Origin of the sequence: Bacillus cereus group sp. MG20, assembly GCF_040459885.1 — a bacterium.
GTDB lineage: Bacteria > Bacillota > Bacilli > Bacillales > Bacillaceae_G > Bacillus_A > Bacillus_A cereus.
This window is the reverse complement of record NZ_JARVHF010000001.1, coordinates 3,240,420-3,257,552: the sequence shown is the minus strand read 5'-3', so window position 1 is coordinate 3,257,552 and position 17,133 is coordinate 3,240,420. Positions and strand designations below refer to the sequence as shown.

Below are 17,133 nucleotides of genomic sequence, written 5' to 3'. Positions count from 1 at the left end.
GATTGGAGGGATTTTACTATGAGTTCGTGGCTCTTATTTGCACTATTATCAGCAATTGCTGCTGCCCTTGTATCGATTTTTGGAAAGTTTGGTTTAGACGGCATCGATGCAAACGTTGCAACAACAATTCGATCTATTATTATGGCATTATTTATGATAGGCGTTATTATCATACAAGGTAAATTTCAAAATATCGGCGACGTACTGCTAAATAAAAAAGCACTGCTATTTATCACATTAAGTGGGATTGCAGGTGCTTCGTCATGGCTATTTTATTTTCTTGCCCTCAAAACAGGAAAGGTTTCACAAGTAGCTCCTGTCGATAAATTAAGCGTCGTATTTTCTATCATTCTCGCTATGATTATCCTCGGTGAAAAGTTAAACTTTATGACCGGTGTTGGTGTAGTCTTTATTACAGCTGGTGTATTATTTATTGCTTTCAGCTAAAAAAACCGCTATTAGCGGTTTTTCTTTTTCTTTATGTACAACCATACAACACATGTAACAACTGCTGAAATTAATAAAATCCATATTCCATAATGATGTAAACTATACTCAACGAAGCGCCACTTCTCGCCTAACTTCCAGCCAAGCCCAATAAAAACACTTATCCAAATGAGCGCACCACCGTAAGCGTACAAACAAAAACGCCAAAGTGTCAAATTTGATACCCCAGCAAAATATGCTGTTAAATGACGTACTCCCGGTATAAAATAACCAATCATTAAAAGAAATGGCCCATATTTTTCAAATAAAATATGTGTTTTTTCAATGTGATGTTCTTTAATTCTAATTTTCGGTCCATATTTCTTTAAAACAGGGAGCCCAAGTTTTAAACCTAATATGTAGCTTAACGTGATCCCTAACATCGCACCAGCCATCCCACTTAAAAAAGCAGCAGTTCCTGACATAACTCCTTTTGAAACATTATAACCAACAAAGGTCAATAAAAACTCGTCTGGTATCGGTAATCCGACAATCCCACCAGCCAAAGCTATAACAATTCCAAAATAGCCATAATGCGCGATTAACTCGCCAATATGTTGTTCCATTCGGAAGACACATCCTATGCACGATCGTTATTCCACATTGTACCCTTTCTATCTTTAAGGCAAACATGGTATACATATTCACTATACATTGTTTTTATAATGAACTCTACTTCTATTCTTTCCTTTAACAGAGATAAAATTAAACTTCAATCCGCGTGGGTTTTCTTCATCCTCTACTGATTATTAGCCTACATCCATCAGGCTTCTACAGGTATCTCGCCTCCGACATAATTCACTTACATTCACTAATTTTGAGATTAGATTCTTACTGCCTGCAAATGTCCTGATAAAAAATAAAAATTCATATGCGTGTTTTTTTGTTACAATAAAGGAAAGTTACTTTTCGCAACGGTTTAACTCTCAAGAAAAATGATATATCTAGCAAAAACATAGTTTGGTCTATATAATACAACTTCTACCTATTAAAAGAACATGAACCCTTTTACATACAACATCATTTTTCTAAATTATACAGGGGGGAACGAACATGACCATTGAAAATCAATTTATTCAAAAAGTTTACTATAAAACATTTTTAACAGAAGAAACTTCTACTCCTGCATCGGAAGTACTCGGTGAAGCATATATAAATGAATCTAAAAATGAATTCTCCAACATTTCTAATATTCGATTTGCTCAAGGTGAATTTTATTATCAAAATAAAGATTTTGAAGCAGCTATATTTAAATGGGAAAAAGTTAATAATACTCTTGCACTTTGGGCAACAAAAAATATTGCAGATGCTTATTTTGAACTAGGATTCCTACCAAAGGCAGAAGAAATTTATCAATCTATTCAAACAGAAGATACAACTCTTACGATGGAAGTTTCATTACAACTTCTTTCTCTTTATATCGAACAAGATCGTTTAGGACTTGCTTTTAAGACGATTAGTGAAGCTGTTGCATTCCAACCGGATTACCCAAATATTACTGCAATTGCACGTTCTTTCTATGAAAAACAAGAAGATTGGAACAACGCTATCGAACTAGCTGTTCAAGAAGGTATTCGAACACAATCTTTACACTGGTTTGATACATTAATAAATTACATAAACAAAGGATTTACTAAAAATATTAAGCCTGAATATTTCTATGAGTCTTTAAAAGCTCTATATGCTGTTGATCAAGCTCAATTTAAAGAACTTGTTATTGCTCTTTGGAATAGCTACCAACATGAATCCTTATACCTTCCTTGGATTCAAAGTATTAATCATTTATTCTTGCATATTGAAACAGACAATAATGACGATTGGAATGAAATTTCTACTCGCTATCAAGAAACATACTTTGCATTAATTACCGGAAATCATTTTATGCATGAATTAAACGGACTTGTACCAAATCTATTAACGAATTGGTTCAGTTTAACGAAAGCAAAAGATTCTCTAGTTGTCTCTGCAGCAGTATTAGCATGGAATGAAGTCTCACCTACAACTTTAGAATCATTACTCGTAAAAAGTGCTGGATCCTTACTTTCTAATACATCAGCTGAAGCAGATGTAAATATGGAAACAGTTTCTCATTTATTCGAAACAATCGCTGTATGGGCTGAGAAAAATGATGTAGATTTAAGTCATCAATTTACGCTACTCGTCCATGAACTATGTGATTTAAATGTCACACCACTACTAATAGCTGGAACTAGTGACCATGATAAAACATCATTTGTTAATTCAATATTAGGAGAGAACATCTTAACTGAAACTTTAACAACTCCTATTCTATTTAAAGACGCTAGTCAAACTGAAATAACAGAATTTACCGAGTTAGATATCAGAAATATCTCTAACCTTGATGAATTCCATCAAATAACGGCTACATCTGCTCAGTCAGAACTTGAGAAAAAATGTATAGAAATTAAGCTACCAAGTAGATTTTTAAGAAAAAATAAGTTTACATTTCTTATTACACCATCCATTCAAGGACAATTGGATAAAAACAATGCATACTTTGAATACTTACAAGCAGCAGATAGCCTTGTTTACGTATTAAATTCTTCTTCACCATTGCATAGTGAAGAAATTGATACGTTAATTTATTTACGTGAACAAGTACCAAACTTACAAATTCACTTCGTATTACACACAAATAATACGACTACTAATGAAAAACTAATTAGTAAACTTAAAGTACATTTTCCAGATGCACAATTCTTCCCATACTCTCCTTCGCAAGAGAGTAGTCAGCAACTTGGAGATGTAACAGAATCTATTCTCTCTAATCTTGCAAAACGCGATATAGAAAAAGAACGTATAGAAAAGCTAATATGGTTTACGCAAAAGACAATTGCTTATCTCATAAATGAACGTGTGGAATTAGAAAATACATTAGTAAAATCCGTACGCTGGAATAAACACATCTCAGTGAAACTTACTGGATTTATTAATAACCTTACTGCTCTTGAAAAAGATAAAATTCGCTCTATTACCGAATCCTATCTTTTAACGAAAGAAGAAATTACACGAGATATACATTCTCAAATTCCTGAATTATTACAGAGCTGCTCTGATCTTGTTCAAGAAGATAGTGATTTCAAACTAGTTCATGAAGAATTAAATGCTGCAATGAATGAACGAGTTCAAAAGCATGTACAACAGGTACTTCTTCCTAAATTTACTGGATCTATTCAAGAATGGATTGAAACAGCACATAATGAATTTATTCAAGCTCAAGCTTATTTAGATGAAATGAGTGAAACGTTTAATAAATTATATAAAGAAGAACGTATGAAACTTCCTTGCGATTTCAAATTATTAGATGATTGGAATCGAGATGTTGTACGAATGACAAATCGAATTACAGTAACGAACATCAATATTTTATTACGCTTTACACCAACACAGTTTTTCTTAAAAAGTGCCGGAAAATTATTTGGTAATATGCAAAAAAACCAATCTATGCTCGCCAACAAATATAAACAATATATTGAAACAGAAGACTATACAGAAATTGCTCACACAATTTCAAAACAATTCTTCCTACAATTTGAAGTATTTGAAGGTGCATTAGAACGTGATATCATGATGTTCTTTAAAGATCCACTTAGCATATTGAAACAAAATGTGGATGCAGCTCAACTTGAGATAAAGGAAGACGAGCAAACATTAGCAACGCTAAGAAGCAATCCAGAAACATATCATGATCCTTTGGCGTTATTTAAACTACAATTGCTACAACATAAATTCGTTTTAAGTACTACAAAGAAACATGAAGATATGTTTGTATCTAACGAATCTCCTACTGTTTAACAAAAAAACCAAGCAAACTAAAATTTGCTTGGTTTTTTACTTTATTATTTTCATATGTTCAAACGGATAATAAATGCCTGCTAACTTTCCTAACACATCTTCTCTATCAATAAAACCTAAACCATTTCTACTATCTTTACTTATTAAGCGATTATCTCCCATAACAAAAATCTTATTTTTAGGAACTGTAATCGGTCCAAAGTCCTCTGTTAAATTCATAAGTTTTTTTTCTGCTTGTTTTTTATTACTATCCAAATACTCTTCATCTATCACTTCAGAATTCACATATAATTGATCATTTCTCATCTCAATTATATCTCCAGATAATCCAATCACTCTTTTGACATAAAAATTATCTGTTTTCACAACAATAATGTCTTCTCTCCCATAGCTTTCAAATTGTTTTGCTAACTTATTAACAATTACCTTATCTCCATCTTGCAACGTCGGCCTCATGGATGCTCCTTTTACAGTCGTCGGAAAAAACACAAAAATTTTCGCCAAAAACACCAATAAACACGCAATTGCAATAGTTCCAAAGAATTCACGCCAACGTTTTTTCTTTTGCATCATTTCACCATCTCATCATCTTTTTACTTTTATTATAAATAATACAACCGATATTTTTCTACAAAATTCTGAATTATAAAATTATAATATTAGAAATTTCAAAATGGTAATACTGATCAAATTAAACAAGCAAAAAAGATACTCTCAAAATAGTCTATTCACTATTTTGAGAGTATCTTTTTATAATCCCACATATACAATACACATTTGAGCAGCTACATATGTAAACCAAATCCAAAGTGGCTCATACTTCAATTTACGCCCTCCGATATCTGTCACGCCAATAATAAAATCAGAAATCACAAACAGTAAACCACCAAACGCTGGTATCCACCATATTCCTGTATTTTCATAATATAAGGCGAATGCAAAGCAAGCCATTCCTCCAACCCACAATCCGTAAATTAGAGCTCCTATCGTAAACAATTTATCCTGTTTATCATTTCGGATAAAGAAGAACCATCCTACAATTAGAAAGAGCCCATATACGAGTAAGCCAATCCAAAAACCATTCCACGAAATTCCTGTTTGCAAAAATGCTTTTACATAAAAACAATGAGCAAGAGCGAAAGTAACCATCCCACCAATTAACCTGTGACCAATTGGAATCAGCCCAGCCATAAACAAATCTCCCACAGTCGATAAAGTCATACCAAGTGCAACCCACGTACTATACTCTACAGATGGATCTTGTAACCATATCCAAATTGCACTACCTGTTAAAGAAAAACTAAGAATAAGACGGATTGCTAAAGGTAACGGCATATTATCTTTCGTTCTTTTTGTCTGCCGCATTGCATAAATTGCACCAATTAAAAAAAGAAGTATTTGCCCAATTAACACCACGTAAAGTAGATTCATAATATGTTCTCCTCAATAAATGCTTTTTGTATCTTTTTTCGTTACACTTAGTCTATTATCCTTTTTCTATAAAAAAAGAAGAACAGTACTGTTCTTCCATTGTAATCGCTTTTCTGCTTTCTATGCTACTTGTTTTTCTTTCTCTATTTTTTGCTTAGCTGGCGTCCGATTTACCACAATAATTCCCGCGGCTACACATGCTAAACCGAGTAACACAAATGAATGAATTGCTTCACCTAAAATCATGCTCGATAATAACACACCAAATACGGGTATAAAGAACATATACATAGATACTTTTCCAACCTTATTGTACTTCATAATTGTATTCCAAATGCAAAAACCAGCTGCAGATAAGAAAGATAAATAAATCAGCATAAGTAGTGCATGTAGACTAAATGTAAATGGCATTACTCCAACTTGTAAAGCCCCTATACATAATAATCCTATAGAACCAAACATCATTTGGTATGCTGTCATATAGCCAACATCTAACGTTTTACTACCTTCTTTCGCTAATATGTTTCCATATGAATACAGCATTGCTGCACTAAGAAGTAATAAGCTTCCGATTCCAAAATGAAATGATAAGCTACCATCACTCGGCACATTTACTAAAACGACGCCACAAAAGCCAATCGATACGCCAATTATTTTTCTCATATTGAGGGCATCATCTTTATATAAAAAATGGGCGAGTAAAATTTGAAAGAATGATGATGTCCCTGAAATGATAGCTCCTTCAATTCCCGAACTATAACTCATTCCAATATAAAAACAGATATATTGAAGAAACGTTTGGAATAAACCAATTTGTATTAACTGTTTCCCCGTTCCTTTTTTGAAGCTCATATCTTTTCCTAACACTTTAAAGAATAATAAGAGCATGAATCCAGATAAAAAGAAACGATAACCGGCAAATAATATTTGCTCTCCAACTTCTTGTGGTTGAATTCCAAGTTCAACATAACTTAATTTAATAAAAGGAAATGCGCTTCCCCATAAAAAAGTTGCTACTATTGCAGCAATAAATACGCCAATCGGATGGGTAAAAAATTTCTCTGTCTTCACTTGTTGTCTTCCTTTCCGACCTTTTTATGAACAATATTCATATATACCAAAGGAATTGCGAAAACACAAGTTTTCCGTTTATACTTGAAACAAAACCGTACCATCTCATAAAAACATATGATATACTATAGAATAATTACAACATAAGAACGATTAAAAACAGATTCAACAGAAATGCTGCTATCCATTATGGATGGCAGCTTTCGTCGTTTTATAGGGGTTTCGATTTTGATTATTTTTCTCAATAAGAATTCGGAAGGAGCGAGTAGTAATGAACTCAGAAGTAAAAACGTTACACGCAAAAGAAACAATTTCTCATCCCTCTTTATGGGACACATTAAAAAAACATTATGAACTTGTATTTGCAGTAGCATCTGGTATTTTTATTTTAGTTGGTTGGTTATTTACAAAGAACGATGCAATGAATGTAGGTATTACTTGCTATATCCTTGCTTATATAGTTGGTGGATATGCAAAAGCAAAAGAAGGAATTGAAGATACGATTGAAGAAAAAGAGCTAAATGTTGAAATGCTAATGCTTTTTGCAGCTATTGGTGCTGCAATTATTGGCTACTGGGCAGAAGGGGCTATTTTAATCTTCATCTTTGCACTCAGCGGTGCTATGGAATCTTATACGTTAAGTAAGAGCCAAAAAGAAATTTCCGCTCTTCTTGACTTACAGCCTGAAGAAGCATTACGTATTTCCACCGGAACTGAGGAACGTGTTCCTGTTGGAGAGTTACAAATTAACGACATTATTTTAATTAAACCCGGTGAACGTGTTCCTGCTGACGGTACGATTCATAACGGTGAAACAAATATCGATGAGGCAGCAATCACAGGAGAACCTATTCCAAATGAGAAAAGACATGGCGATGAAGTATTTGCCGGTACTGTAAATTTACGTGGTGCTATCGAAGTTAAAATTACGAAGCCGAGCGATCAAACATTATTCCAAAAGATTATCCGTCTCGTCCAAAGTGCACAAAGTGAAAAATCACCATCACAACTATTCATTGAAAAGTTTGAAGGAACATACGTAAAAGGTGTACTACTCGTTGTTGCGCTTATGATGTTCGTTCCTCATTTCTTACTTGACTGGAGCTGGAATGAAACGTTTTATCGCGCTATGATCTTACTTGTAGTCGCATCTCCTTGTGCGCTCGTAGCTGCCATTACACCAGCTACGTTATCAGCCATTTCTAACGGAGCGAGAAACGGTATTCTCTTTAAAGGCGGTATACATTTAGAACGCCTTGCTTCTGTGAAAGCAATCGCGTTTGATAAAACAGGAACATTAACAGAAGGTAAACCTACCGTAACAGATGTATATGTTCGAGAAAATATAACAGAAAAAGAAGTGCTTTATATTACAGCATCAATTGAAAGTCACTCTACACATCCTTTAGCTGAATCCATTGTTAAATATGCACAACATGCGTACGACATTACTTTAAAAAAACCAGAAAAGGTTGAAGATGTAACTGGTTTTGGTCTAAAAGGAATATTGGAAAACAACGCTTATAAAATAGGTAAAGCTGATTTTATCGGTGAAGAAACAAAGACATTTCATAATGGTATTTCTGCCTCACTTGAAAAAGAAGGTAAAACTGTCGTTTATATTAGTGATGAGGAAGGCATTCTTGGACTTATCGCTTTAAAAGATACGCTTCGCCAAGAAACAATAGCTGCTATTCGTGATTTACAAAGCATTGGTGTCGAAGCAATTATGATTACTGGAGATAATGAAGAAACGGCAAAAGCAATTGCCTCTGAAAGTAATATAAAGGAATATTACGCATCATGCTTACCAGAAACAAAAGTTGAAACGATTAAAAAGTTAAAAGAAAAATACGGTACAGTAGCAATGGTTGGAGACGGTATAAATGATGCACCTGCCCTAGCTACTGCTAGCATTGGTGTCGCAATGGGAGAAGGAACAGATGTAGCTTTAGAAACTGCAGATGTTGTACTGATGAAGAACGAACTATCTCACCTTTCCCAAGCAATTCGTTTATCAAAACGAATGAACCGTATTGTGAAGCAAAACGTAATCTTTTCGCTAGCCGTTATTGCCATGCTAATTTGTTCAAACTTCTTGCAATTTTTAGCTCTTCCATTCGGTGTTATTGGCCATGAAGGAAGTACGATTCTTGTCATTTTGAATGGCTTACGATTACTAAAAGGAAGCAAATAAAACGGGTCCCTCATAGAGGACCCGTTTTTTTTAGTGATAGCTATTATGACCGTTCGCACTGCTACTCGTTTTATGCTTTGGATGCGAACTGCTCTTTTGTTTATTATTACTTTTATTATTATGGTTCTTTTTATTATTACTCATGAAATATCCCCCCTGTTCCTTTTTATTATGGAACAAGAACTCATTATTCATTACGGGAATTATTGTCACCGGTTCTATAATGGTGGAGTAAACCATTAATTTCACCGCCAAGTAAAATTACCCATCCAGTTAAATAAAACCATAACATTAAAATAATGATACCACCGAGACCACCATATGTATTGGCGTAATTCGCAAACTTATCTACATAATAAGCAAATGAGTAAGACACCACAATCCATCCTACAGTAGCAAATAACGCCCCTGAAATAACTTCTCTTCTTTTTAACTTTCGATCTGGTGCAAATGTATATAAGAAACTAAACAAAGCAAATAGTACGAAGAAACTCGCTACTAATCGTGTAATGCTCCATACGAAAGAAAAACTATCTGATAAACCGAGTGCTTTAAACACTGCTGCTCCAATAACTTGTCCGAATACCGGAACAATTAACGCAAAGACAATCATAAAAATAATAGCTAATGTAAACACAATTGATAACGCTCTTGTTGTAATAAAAGAACGTGTTTCCTTTACGTCATAAGCGCGGTTAAAAGCATTCATAACCGCATTAACACCATTTGAGGCAAACCATAACATGGATAATAAACCAAATGATAATAAACCACCATTTTGCTGGTTTACAACTTTATCTACATTTACCTCAATTAAGTTCATTGCATCATCTGGTACATAAACCTCTAATAAACTAAGCACATCCTCTGTTTGAATGGGAATAAATCCAAGAAGCGTAATTAAGAAAACGAGCCCAGGAAAAATTGCAAGCAAGAAGAAATAAGCGAGCTGTGCTGCCAAGCCCGCTACATCATCGCGCATCGTCCGGTCATATAAATCTTTACCAAACGAATAAGTACGATTTCTTCTCACCTTTTCTAAAATTTTTCTCATATATGTTTAAACGCTTTTCTTCTCTTCTTTATCTTGCTTTAACTCAATGTACGCTTCAGTTTTTTTTTCCACTGCATTTGAGTCTTTTATAAATAATTCACGCGCTTCTTTCATACCACCATCTTCAGCAACTACTGGCTCTTCTTCTGCTTTCAGCTCATCTACCTTTGGAGATACAGCTTGAATTTCAATCGTTTCTGGCTTTTCTTCTGGCTCAACTTTTTTCTTACTAAAAATTTCTTTCGTTTCTTTTAACGTCTCTACAACAGATGGCGTTAATTTTTTAATTTCTGCTACTTTCGCTTTTACCACATTGAAATCAGCAAGTTCGCGTCCTTTATCTGTAACAGTTTGCACTTTTTCTTTGATCTTTGCATTTTCACCAATTTCAATCATCTTTGTTTTTGCTTTTTCTGCTGTATTTTTTACTTTTTCACGGTTTTCTTTCTTTAACATGGATACAGCTACACCTGCCGCTACACCAATCGCAATGTTTCGAGCAATATTATTTTTCTTTGCCATATTCCTTCACCCTTTCATTTCTTATGTTAGAAAGTATTTCTTTCTAAGCTTCCTCATATTCCTTGTTCATTTCGAATGAAAGCTAATAGCTTTGCACACCCTTCTGTTACAAGGTCATATACTTCTTGGAAATTCCCTGTATAGTAAGGGTCAGGAACGTCTGTCCAGCCACCGTCTGGAACAAAGTCGGACAGCCTACCAATATAGCCTCCAGTTTTACCTAAACTTTTTAAATCTGCTATATTCTTGTTGTCCATGGCAATAATATAATCAAACTTTGTTAAGTCTTCTTTTTCTACTTGCCTTGCTTTAATTCCTTCAAAAGTGACTGCATTTTCTTTTAAAATTTTTTGTGTTCCTTTATGTGGCGGATGGCCAACATGCCAATCTCCAGTTCCTGCAGAATCAATGACAATTTTCTCTTCAAGTCCCTCTTTTACGACAAGATTTCGAAAAATCGCTTCTGCCATCGGAGAACGGCAAATGTTCCCAAGACAAACAAACAATACTTGAACCATGTTTTTGTTTCTTCCCTTCTTGGTGCATTTCTTCATATATACTTATAGTATAAACAACCAATTATGAAATATAAAGGAAATCCCTACTAATTTAATAGGATTGAAAAGATCCATTAACGAAAATGATAAAAAATGTTAAGATAGCCTTATGTTATTTTAAAGGGGGACACTTCGGTGGATTTATCCGTAAAGTCAGAAGAAAACGTTGAATACATGGTCGAAGCTATTAAAGAAAAATTACGTATGGTTAATGCTGGAGCGATGAGAGCTGCTAGTTTTAACGAAGAAATGTACGAAGATTTACGTGACATTTATGATCATGTTATGAAACGTGAAACATTCAGCATTAGTGAAATGCAAGCTATTACAGAAGAATTAGGTACATTAATTAAAAAGTAAAAAAGCCTCTCTTATATGAGGCTCTTTTTTATTTCCAACAAATTCATGACAACTCTTCTCTTTCCCTCAACCAACTGTAAAATATTGTACAATAGAAGTAGAACCTCACCTTAGATTTTTTCTCCATACATACTACTCACAAATAATAGCAACACTACCATTGCTAACTGTTTTTACTGGAGGTGCTTACTTATGAGCAATTGGTACAGTAAGACGAAAGATCAAACATTGATTGACCTAGAAACAAACGAACAAAACGGTTTAACAGATGAGATTGTAAGTGAACGTTTAAAGCAATACGGTTCTAATGAATTAGCTACAAAACAAAAACGCACTTTATGGCAGCGTATTTTCGCCCAAATTAATGACGTCCTCGTATATGTCCTTATTATTGCTGCCCTTATTTCTGCCTTTGTAGGTGAATGGGCGGATGCCAGTATTATCGCGCTTGTTGTAGTTTTAAATGCTGTTATCGGTGTTGTCCAAGAATCGAAAGCAGAACAAGCTTTAGAGGCATTGAAAAAGATGGCAACACCTAAAGCTATCGTCAAGAGAAATGGTGAACTAAAAGAAATTCCATCTGAGCACGTCGTTCCAGGGGATATTGTTATGCTCGACGCCGGACGATATATCCCATGCGATTTACGCCTTATTGAAACCGCAAATTTAAAAGTTGAAGAATCTGCTCTAACTGGCGAATCTGTCCCTGTTGATAAAGATGCAATCTACCACCCTTCCATGCAAAGTGATGAGCAAGTACCACTCGGCGATCAAAAAAACATGGCATTTATGTCCACTCTTGTAACATACGGAAGAGGCGTCGGTGTTGCTGTTGAAACTGGAATGAACTCACAAATTGGTAAGATTGCTACCCTTTTACATGAAGCAGACGATGATATGACACCACTTCAAAAAAGCTTAGCACAAGTCGGAAAATATTTAGGCTTTGTCGCTGTAGCTATTTGTATAGTTATGTTCCTCATCGGTTTTTTACAAGGCCGGGATACGTTAGAAATGTTTATGACTGCTATTAGTTTAGCCGTTGCAGCTATTCCAGAAGGCTTGCCAGCTATCGTTTCCATCGTTCTTGCAATTGGTGTGCAACGTATGATTAAACAAAACGTTATCATTCGGAAACTACCAGCTGTTGAAGCCCTCGGTTCTGTCACAATTATTTGTTCAGATAAAACAGGTACGTTAACGCAAAATAAAATGACCGTTACTCACTTTTATAGTGATAACACATACGATCGCTTAGAAAGTTTAAATGTAAATAATGATGCGCAACGTCTATTGTTAGAAAATATGGTGCTATGTAATGATGCTTCTTACACTAACGAATCACAAACGGGAGACCCGACTGAAATTGCACTTCTCGTTGCTGGAACCACTTTTAACATGCAAAAAGATCATTTAGAAAAAATACATGAACGTGTTAACGAAGTACCTTTCGATTCAGATCGTAAAATGATGTCAACCGTACATACATACGATGAAGGCTACTATAGCATGACGAAAGGCGCTATTGATAAGCTCTTACCTCGATGTACCCATATTTTTAAAAACGGCAAAATCGAGATTTTAACTGATTCTGATAAAAATCAAATATTAGAAGCTGCCGGAGCAATGTCTCAAGAAGCTTTAAGAGTACTTTCATTCGCATTTAAACAATACAATTCAAACAATGTGGATATAAACCATCTTGAAGAAAATCTTATCTTTATTGGTCTTGTCGGTATGATTGATCCACCACGAACTGAAGTGAAAGATTCAATTACAGAATGTAAAAAAGCCGGTATTCGCACAGTTATGATTACTGGTGACCATAAAGATACCGCCTTTGCAATTGCCAAAGAACTTGGCATTGCTGAAGAAATATCGGAAATTATGATTGGAACTGAATTAGATAACATTTCTGATACAGAACTAGCTAGCAAAATTAATCATTTAAATGTATTCGCTAGAGTCTCTCCAGAGCATAAAGTGAAAATTGTAAAGGCATTACGCGCGAAAGGAAATATCGTTTCTATGACTGGTGATGGCGTCAATGATGCACCATCTTTAAAGCAAGCCGATGTCGGCGTAGCGATGGGCATTACAGGAACAGACGTTGCAAAAGGGGCAGCGGATGTTGTGTTAACAGATGATAATTTTTCATCTATCGTGAAAGCTGTTGAAGAAGGTAGAAATATTTATCGCAACATAAAAAAATCAATTCTCTTCCTACTCTCTTGTAACTTCGGAGAAATTATCGCTTTATTTTTAGCAATTTTACTCGGCTGGGCAACACCACTACGACCTATTCATATTTTATGGGTGAATTTAATTACAGATACACTGCCTGCATTATCACTTGGGGTTGATCCTGAAGATCCAGATGTGATGAAGGAAAAACCACGACATGCAAAAGAAAGCTTATTTAGTGGCAGCGTTCCTTTCCTAATTTTCAATGGAGTTATCATTGGACTTTTAACGCTAATAGCTTTTATCGCCGGAGCAAAATTCTATACTGGAGATACAAATTTATTCCCTCTTTTCCCAGAGCGAATTGATGACGATGCTCTATTACACGCTCAAACGATGGCATTTGTCGTTCTTAGTTTTTCTCAGCTCGTTCATTCATTTAACTTGCGTTCAAGAACGAAATCAATTTTTTCAATTGGGATCTTTACAAATAAATATTTAGTTTTCTCCCTTCTTATCGGTGTTCTTATGCAAGTTTGTATCATCTCCATCCCGCCCCTTGCAAATATATTCGGTGTACATGCATTAACGATGCGAGATTGGGGATTTGTTCTCTTATTGAGTATCATTCCACTTATTGTGAATGAGATTATTAAATTAGTGAAGAGAAACTAAAAGGCAATGAGGAATATTCCTCATTGCCTTTTCATTTATCCTTGTAATTCTTTTTTGATATTCTCCGTTAATGTAGCCATACGCTTGCGGCTTTCTTCACGCTCACGTTTATTTTGTTCTTCAATTTGTTGTGTTTCTTGCATACCTCTTGAAATAATGTTCCAAGTTTCCTCAAGCGTTTCCATCTTAATACTAGAAGAACCTGATAATCTCGCTACTTCTACACTTTGCGTTGCGATATTTTGTGCATTTTTCTTAAGTAATTCATTTGTACGGCGATCAAGTTCAGCCATAGAATCTGCAACAAGCTTTTGACGTTTCGCATTTACTGCTTGAATGATACCATTTTTAAAGATAGGAATCGTTGTAATAAATGCTGTATTGATTTTACCAATTAATTTATTATTACCACGTTGAATCATGCGAATTTGCGGCGCTGTAAGTAGCGCAACCATACGCGCTTTTTCTAAATCATCAATACGTTGCTCTAAAATTTCAACCGAGTTTTTAAGCGACTCTAATTCAATACCTGCTAATTGATCATTATTACGCACGCGCTCTTCATACATCGGAACTAATTCTGTATTTAAACGCTCTAATAACATTTCTCCTGCTACTACGTACTTCTCTAAGTCTAAATAATATTTTAAGTTTTGCTCATACAAGCCATCTAACGTTCCAATTGATTTTTTCATCTCATCTTGGTACTTCGTAATTTCCACATAAACCTTATCAATTTCGCGGCCCATCGTTTGATATTTACTAAAGATTTGTTCTATCATTTTATCCGCTTTTTTGAACATGCGCGAGAAGAAACCACTTTTTTCTTCTGCAAAGTCTTTACTATCAAATCTGTCCATAATTTTACCAAGTTGCTTTAACAATTCACCAGAATCTTCTATCTTTGATAATGACATTGTATGTAAAATTTGATCAGCAAAACGTGAAATTTCCATAGAAGGTTCTTTTCCAAGTTCAATTAATTCCAATTGATCTTTAATATCTACTGCGTTATAAATACGTTGCACATCTGCATCTTGTCTAAGTTGCAAGCGAACATCTTGTGCGGTTTGCTCATTCAATTCAGTTTTCGAATCTAGTACGACTGGGTTATTCATATGGTATTCTCCCTTTCCTTATAAAAATGGACGAAATAGTCCTTTTATTGTTTGTGATAAATTTTTATAGGCTGATGAACCATGAAACTCAAGATCGAAATTAACTTCTTCAAGCCAATGGGAATCAAATGCTCCCGCTTCAACATATGGTTCAATATCGTTTCTGCCCGTGGGATTGAAATGGAATACATCTACTCCAATTTGATTTAAAAATAGTAATAAAACAGCGTCAGAACGAGTTAATTCTCCGCTCTTCTCATTATTAAATATAACAATTTTCGGTACATCTTGTGAATAATCAAATTTCTCAAGCTGTTCTAAAATATTGGGTGGTATTTGAGAAAGTTGTGCGAAAACATATAGCGCTACATCTTGTTTCGTCTCTTTCGCAATTGGTTTGCACATTTCACTTTCGCACGTATGGATAATCGCCTCTGCAATCCCATGTTGTAAACCTTCCGGTAAACGCTTATGCGGCCACCAATGGCTATTCATAATTAGATCAGGATGTAATTTTCCAGCTCGGTCCAATGCATCTCGATAATGATATTGGAAGTTTGCTTTTTGCTCTTTCGTAAACGGGAATGTATTAATTAATAAACTGTTATCAAATGATGTAACAGCCTTTAATCGTTGAAAATATTCTTTATCATTCTTTGAAACGCCTGATATTTTCGCAAATAAAGAAGGAATATAAATATGTTTATTTTCAACAAAGAATGTTGGACGTACAAATGCCTTTTCTTTCGTAATTAAAAAGAGTTCATCATATGTCGTTTTTAACGTACGTGCTACAGGTGTATACGAACGGAATTGCCACGGTTTATATAATAGTGAATTATCGTGGTGAAGTACTTGTTCAATTTCTTTCGAAGCTTGATACGCTACTGTTGCAACACGCTCGCGGCGGCGATCAGGGAATGGTTCAAGAGAAATGCGACCCGGATGGGACACAATAAAAGTTCTTCCCTCTTCATCAATATTTTCAAATCCATCTTTTCCTTCGGGGTGATAATAAAGCACATCACAACCGAGCATAATAAGAAAATATAAGAAATATATACGGCTTTCCTGTGCATCACCATACCAAACGATACGTGGCATCTGTTTCTTATAATTAATCGTAGAGAACCACTTCGCTACGTAATTTTCGCTTAGTTTAATTATGTCGATTAAGAAACGACGGAAGCCTTCTGTCTTTAACGACTGATTATGTTGTTTCTCATATAATTTCAATACTGCAATAAACGTCGTATGTATGTAATGCTGTAAATCAGGATTGTCTACTTTCGGTAAAAGTTGTTTCCCAGATAAGTGTGCAACTAGCCTATTTACTGTCAGACCATTTGGTGCTTCTTGATGTAATCCGAACACTTCTTGAATATGACGAAGCTTTTCCGAATCAATCACTTTGTTTAAATTTTGTTCGTGTAAAACTTCGATTCCTTTCGCTTCACTATAATCAAACAGTTCATTAAAATATTCATCTACATCATTAGGAACACCAAGGATTCGACATGCTATATAACTAAATTTCATCTCATTCTCTGTCAGCTCATATTGTGGGCGTTTTTCTAAAAGCGTTTCAAATTGCTTTAAATCTGATTCATCTTTTAATGCATATGGTTGAAGTGTAAAACGTGAAAACACAACAGTTCACCT

At 34.8% G+C, this 17,133-nt stretch carries 14 protein-coding genes; 5 read left to right on the top strand and 9 right to left on the bottom strand.

Annotated features, from left to right (window positions below; all coding sequences use genetic code 11):
• The first annotated feature begins 18 nt into the window (after positions 1-18).
• Positions 19-447: an EamA family transporter gene (locus tag QCI81_RS16690; RefSeq protein WP_000100295.1), complete on the top strand. Its 429-nt coding sequence runs from the start codon at positions 19-21 to the stop codon at positions 445-447.
• Between the two features lie 11 nt (positions 448-458).
• Here QCI81_RS16690 and QCI81_RS16685 read toward each other — a convergent pair whose 3' ends face one another.
• Positions 459-1,052 carry a DedA family protein gene (locus tag QCI81_RS16685; RefSeq protein WP_000434878.1) on the bottom strand — a complete coding sequence of 198 codons (594 nt, stop codon included), beginning with the start codon at positions 1,050-1,052 and terminating at the stop codon, positions 459-461.
• Positions 1,053-1,539: 487 nt separating this feature from the next.
• Between QCI81_RS16685 and QCI81_RS16680 the strand changes: the two genes are divergently transcribed.
• Positions 1,540-4,302: a tetratricopeptide repeat protein gene (locus tag QCI81_RS16680; protein WP_353810856.1), complete on the top strand. Its 2,763-nt coding sequence runs from the start codon at positions 1,540-1,542 to the stop codon at positions 4,300-4,302.
• A 36-nt stretch (positions 4,303-4,338) separates the two neighbouring features.
• On the opposite strand, the gene lepB is transcribed toward QCI81_RS16680, so the two are convergent.
• The 3 genes from lepB to QCI81_RS16665 all read right to left on the bottom strand — a co-directional run bounded on the left by lepB (position 4,339) and on the right by QCI81_RS16665 (position 6,804).
• The gene (gene lepB, locus QCI81_RS16675) at positions 4,339-4,875 is read right to left on the bottom strand and encodes a signal peptidase I (RefSeq protein ID WP_071730611.1); all 537 of its coding nucleotides are present in this window, start codon (positions 4,873-4,875) and stop codon (positions 4,339-4,341) included.
• A 177-nt stretch (positions 4,876-5,052) separates the two neighbouring features.
• Positions 5,053-5,733 (bottom strand): lysoplasmalogenase, encoded by a 681-nt coding sequence (locus QCI81_RS16670; RefSeq protein ID WP_001051080.1) that lies wholly within the window; start codon positions 5,731-5,733, stop codon positions 5,053-5,055.
• 120 nt (positions 5,734-5,853) lie between these two features.
• A complete protein-coding gene (locus tag QCI81_RS16665) occupies positions 5,854-6,804 on the bottom strand; it encodes a DMT family transporter (protein WP_063546354.1) in 951 nt (316 codons plus the stop codon).
• A gap of 271 nt (positions 6,805-7,075) precedes the next feature.
• On the opposite strand from QCI81_RS16665, the gene QCI81_RS16660 reads away from it, so the two are divergent.
• A complete protein-coding gene (locus QCI81_RS16660) occupies positions 7,076-9,001 on the top strand; it encodes a heavy metal translocating P-type ATPase (RefSeq protein WP_071730609.1) in 1,926 nt (641 codons plus the stop codon).
• A 187-nt stretch (positions 9,002-9,188) separates the two neighbouring features.
• Here the strand turns inward: QCI81_RS16660 and QCI81_RS16655 are convergent, their stop codons facing one another.
• From QCI81_RS16655 to QCI81_RS16645, 3 genes are read right to left on the bottom strand one after another with little or no spacing between them, the layout of a single operon-like run.
• Positions 9,189-10,055 carry a YihY/virulence factor BrkB family protein gene (locus tag QCI81_RS16655; protein ID WP_001226536.1) on the bottom strand — a complete coding sequence of 289 codons (867 nt, stop codon included), beginning with the start codon at positions 10,053-10,055 and terminating at the stop codon, positions 9,189-9,191.
• 6 nt (positions 10,056-10,061) lie between these two features.
• The gene (locus QCI81_RS16650) at positions 10,062-10,577 is read right to left on the bottom strand and encodes a DUF4075 domain-containing protein (RefSeq protein ID WP_001085387.1); all 516 of its coding nucleotides are present in this window, start codon (positions 10,575-10,577) and stop codon (positions 10,062-10,064) included.
• A 53-nt stretch (positions 10,578-10,630) separates the two neighbouring features.
• Positions 10,631-11,095: a low molecular weight protein-tyrosine-phosphatase gene (locus QCI81_RS16645; RefSeq protein ID WP_000250916.1), complete on the bottom strand. Its 465-nt coding sequence runs from the start codon at positions 11,093-11,095 to the stop codon at positions 10,631-10,633.
• A 174-nt stretch (positions 11,096-11,269) separates the two neighbouring features.
• Between QCI81_RS16645 and QCI81_RS16640 the strand changes: the two genes are divergently transcribed.
• Together QCI81_RS16640 and QCI81_RS16635 are read left to right on the top strand one after the other, a co-directional pair.
• A complete protein-coding gene (locus tag QCI81_RS16640) occupies positions 11,270-11,494 on the top strand; it encodes a DUF1128 domain-containing protein (RefSeq protein ID WP_000366196.1) in 225 nt (74 codons plus the stop codon).
• A gap of 192 nt (positions 11,495-11,686) precedes the next feature.
• Positions 11,687-14,353 carry a cation-translocating P-type ATPase gene (locus QCI81_RS16635; protein ID WP_064532173.1) on the top strand — a complete coding sequence of 889 codons (2,667 nt, stop codon included), beginning with the start codon at positions 11,687-11,689 and terminating at the stop codon, positions 14,351-14,353.
• 35 nt (positions 14,354-14,388) lie between these two features.
• On the opposite strand, the gene QCI81_RS16630 is transcribed toward QCI81_RS16635, so the two are convergent.
• Positions 14,389-15,471 (bottom strand): toxic anion resistance protein, encoded by a 1,083-nt coding sequence (locus tag QCI81_RS16630; RefSeq protein WP_001064413.1) that lies wholly within the window; start codon positions 15,469-15,471, stop codon positions 14,389-14,391.
• Positions 15,472-15,489: 18 nt separating this feature from the next.
• Positions 15,490-17,121, bottom strand: a complete 1,632-nt coding sequence (locus QCI81_RS16625) for a YceG family protein (RefSeq protein WP_069354909.1) — start codon at positions 17,119-17,121, stop codon at positions 15,490-15,492.
• Positions 17,122-17,133: the final 12 nt, after the last annotated feature.

Coding starts and splice junctions, on each gene's coding strand:
- QCI81_RS16690 (WP_000100295.1), top strand. CDS start 19: ATGAGTTCGTGGCTCTTATTTGCACTATTATCAGCAATTGCTGCTGCC.
- QCI81_RS16685 (WP_000434878.1), bottom strand. CDS start 1,052: ATGGAACAACATATTGGCGAGTTAATCGCGCATTATGGCTATTTTGGA.
- QCI81_RS16680 (WP_353810856.1), top strand. CDS start 1,540: ATGACCATTGAAAATCAATTTATTCAAAAAGTTTACTATAAAACATTT.
- lepB (WP_071730611.1), bottom strand. CDS start 4,875: ATGATGCAAAAGAAAAAACGTTGGCGTGAATTCTTTGGAACTATTGCA.
- QCI81_RS16670 (WP_001051080.1), bottom strand. CDS start 5,733: ATGAATCTACTTTACGTGGTGTTAATTGGGCAAATACTTCTTTTTTTA.
- QCI81_RS16660 (WP_071730609.1), top strand. CDS start 7,076: ATGAACTCAGAAGTAAAAACGTTACACGCAAAAGAAACAATTTCTCAT.
- QCI81_RS16655 (WP_001226536.1), bottom strand. CDS start 10,055: ATGAGAAAAATTTTAGAAAAGGTGAGAAGAAATCGTACTTATTCGTTT.
- QCI81_RS16650 (WP_001085387.1), bottom strand. CDS start 10,577: ATGGCAAAGAAAAATAATATTGCTCGAAACATTGCGATTGGTGTAGCG.
- QCI81_RS16645 (WP_000250916.1), bottom strand. CDS start 11,095: ATGGTTCAAGTATTGTTTGTTTGTCTTGGGAACATTTGCCGTTCTCCG.
- QCI81_RS16635 (WP_064532173.1), top strand. CDS start 11,687: ATGAGCAATTGGTACAGTAAGACGAAAGATCAAACATTGATTGACCTA.
- QCI81_RS16630 (WP_001064413.1), bottom strand. CDS start 15,471: ATGAATAACCCAGTCGTACTAGATTCGAAAACTGAATTGAATGAGCAA.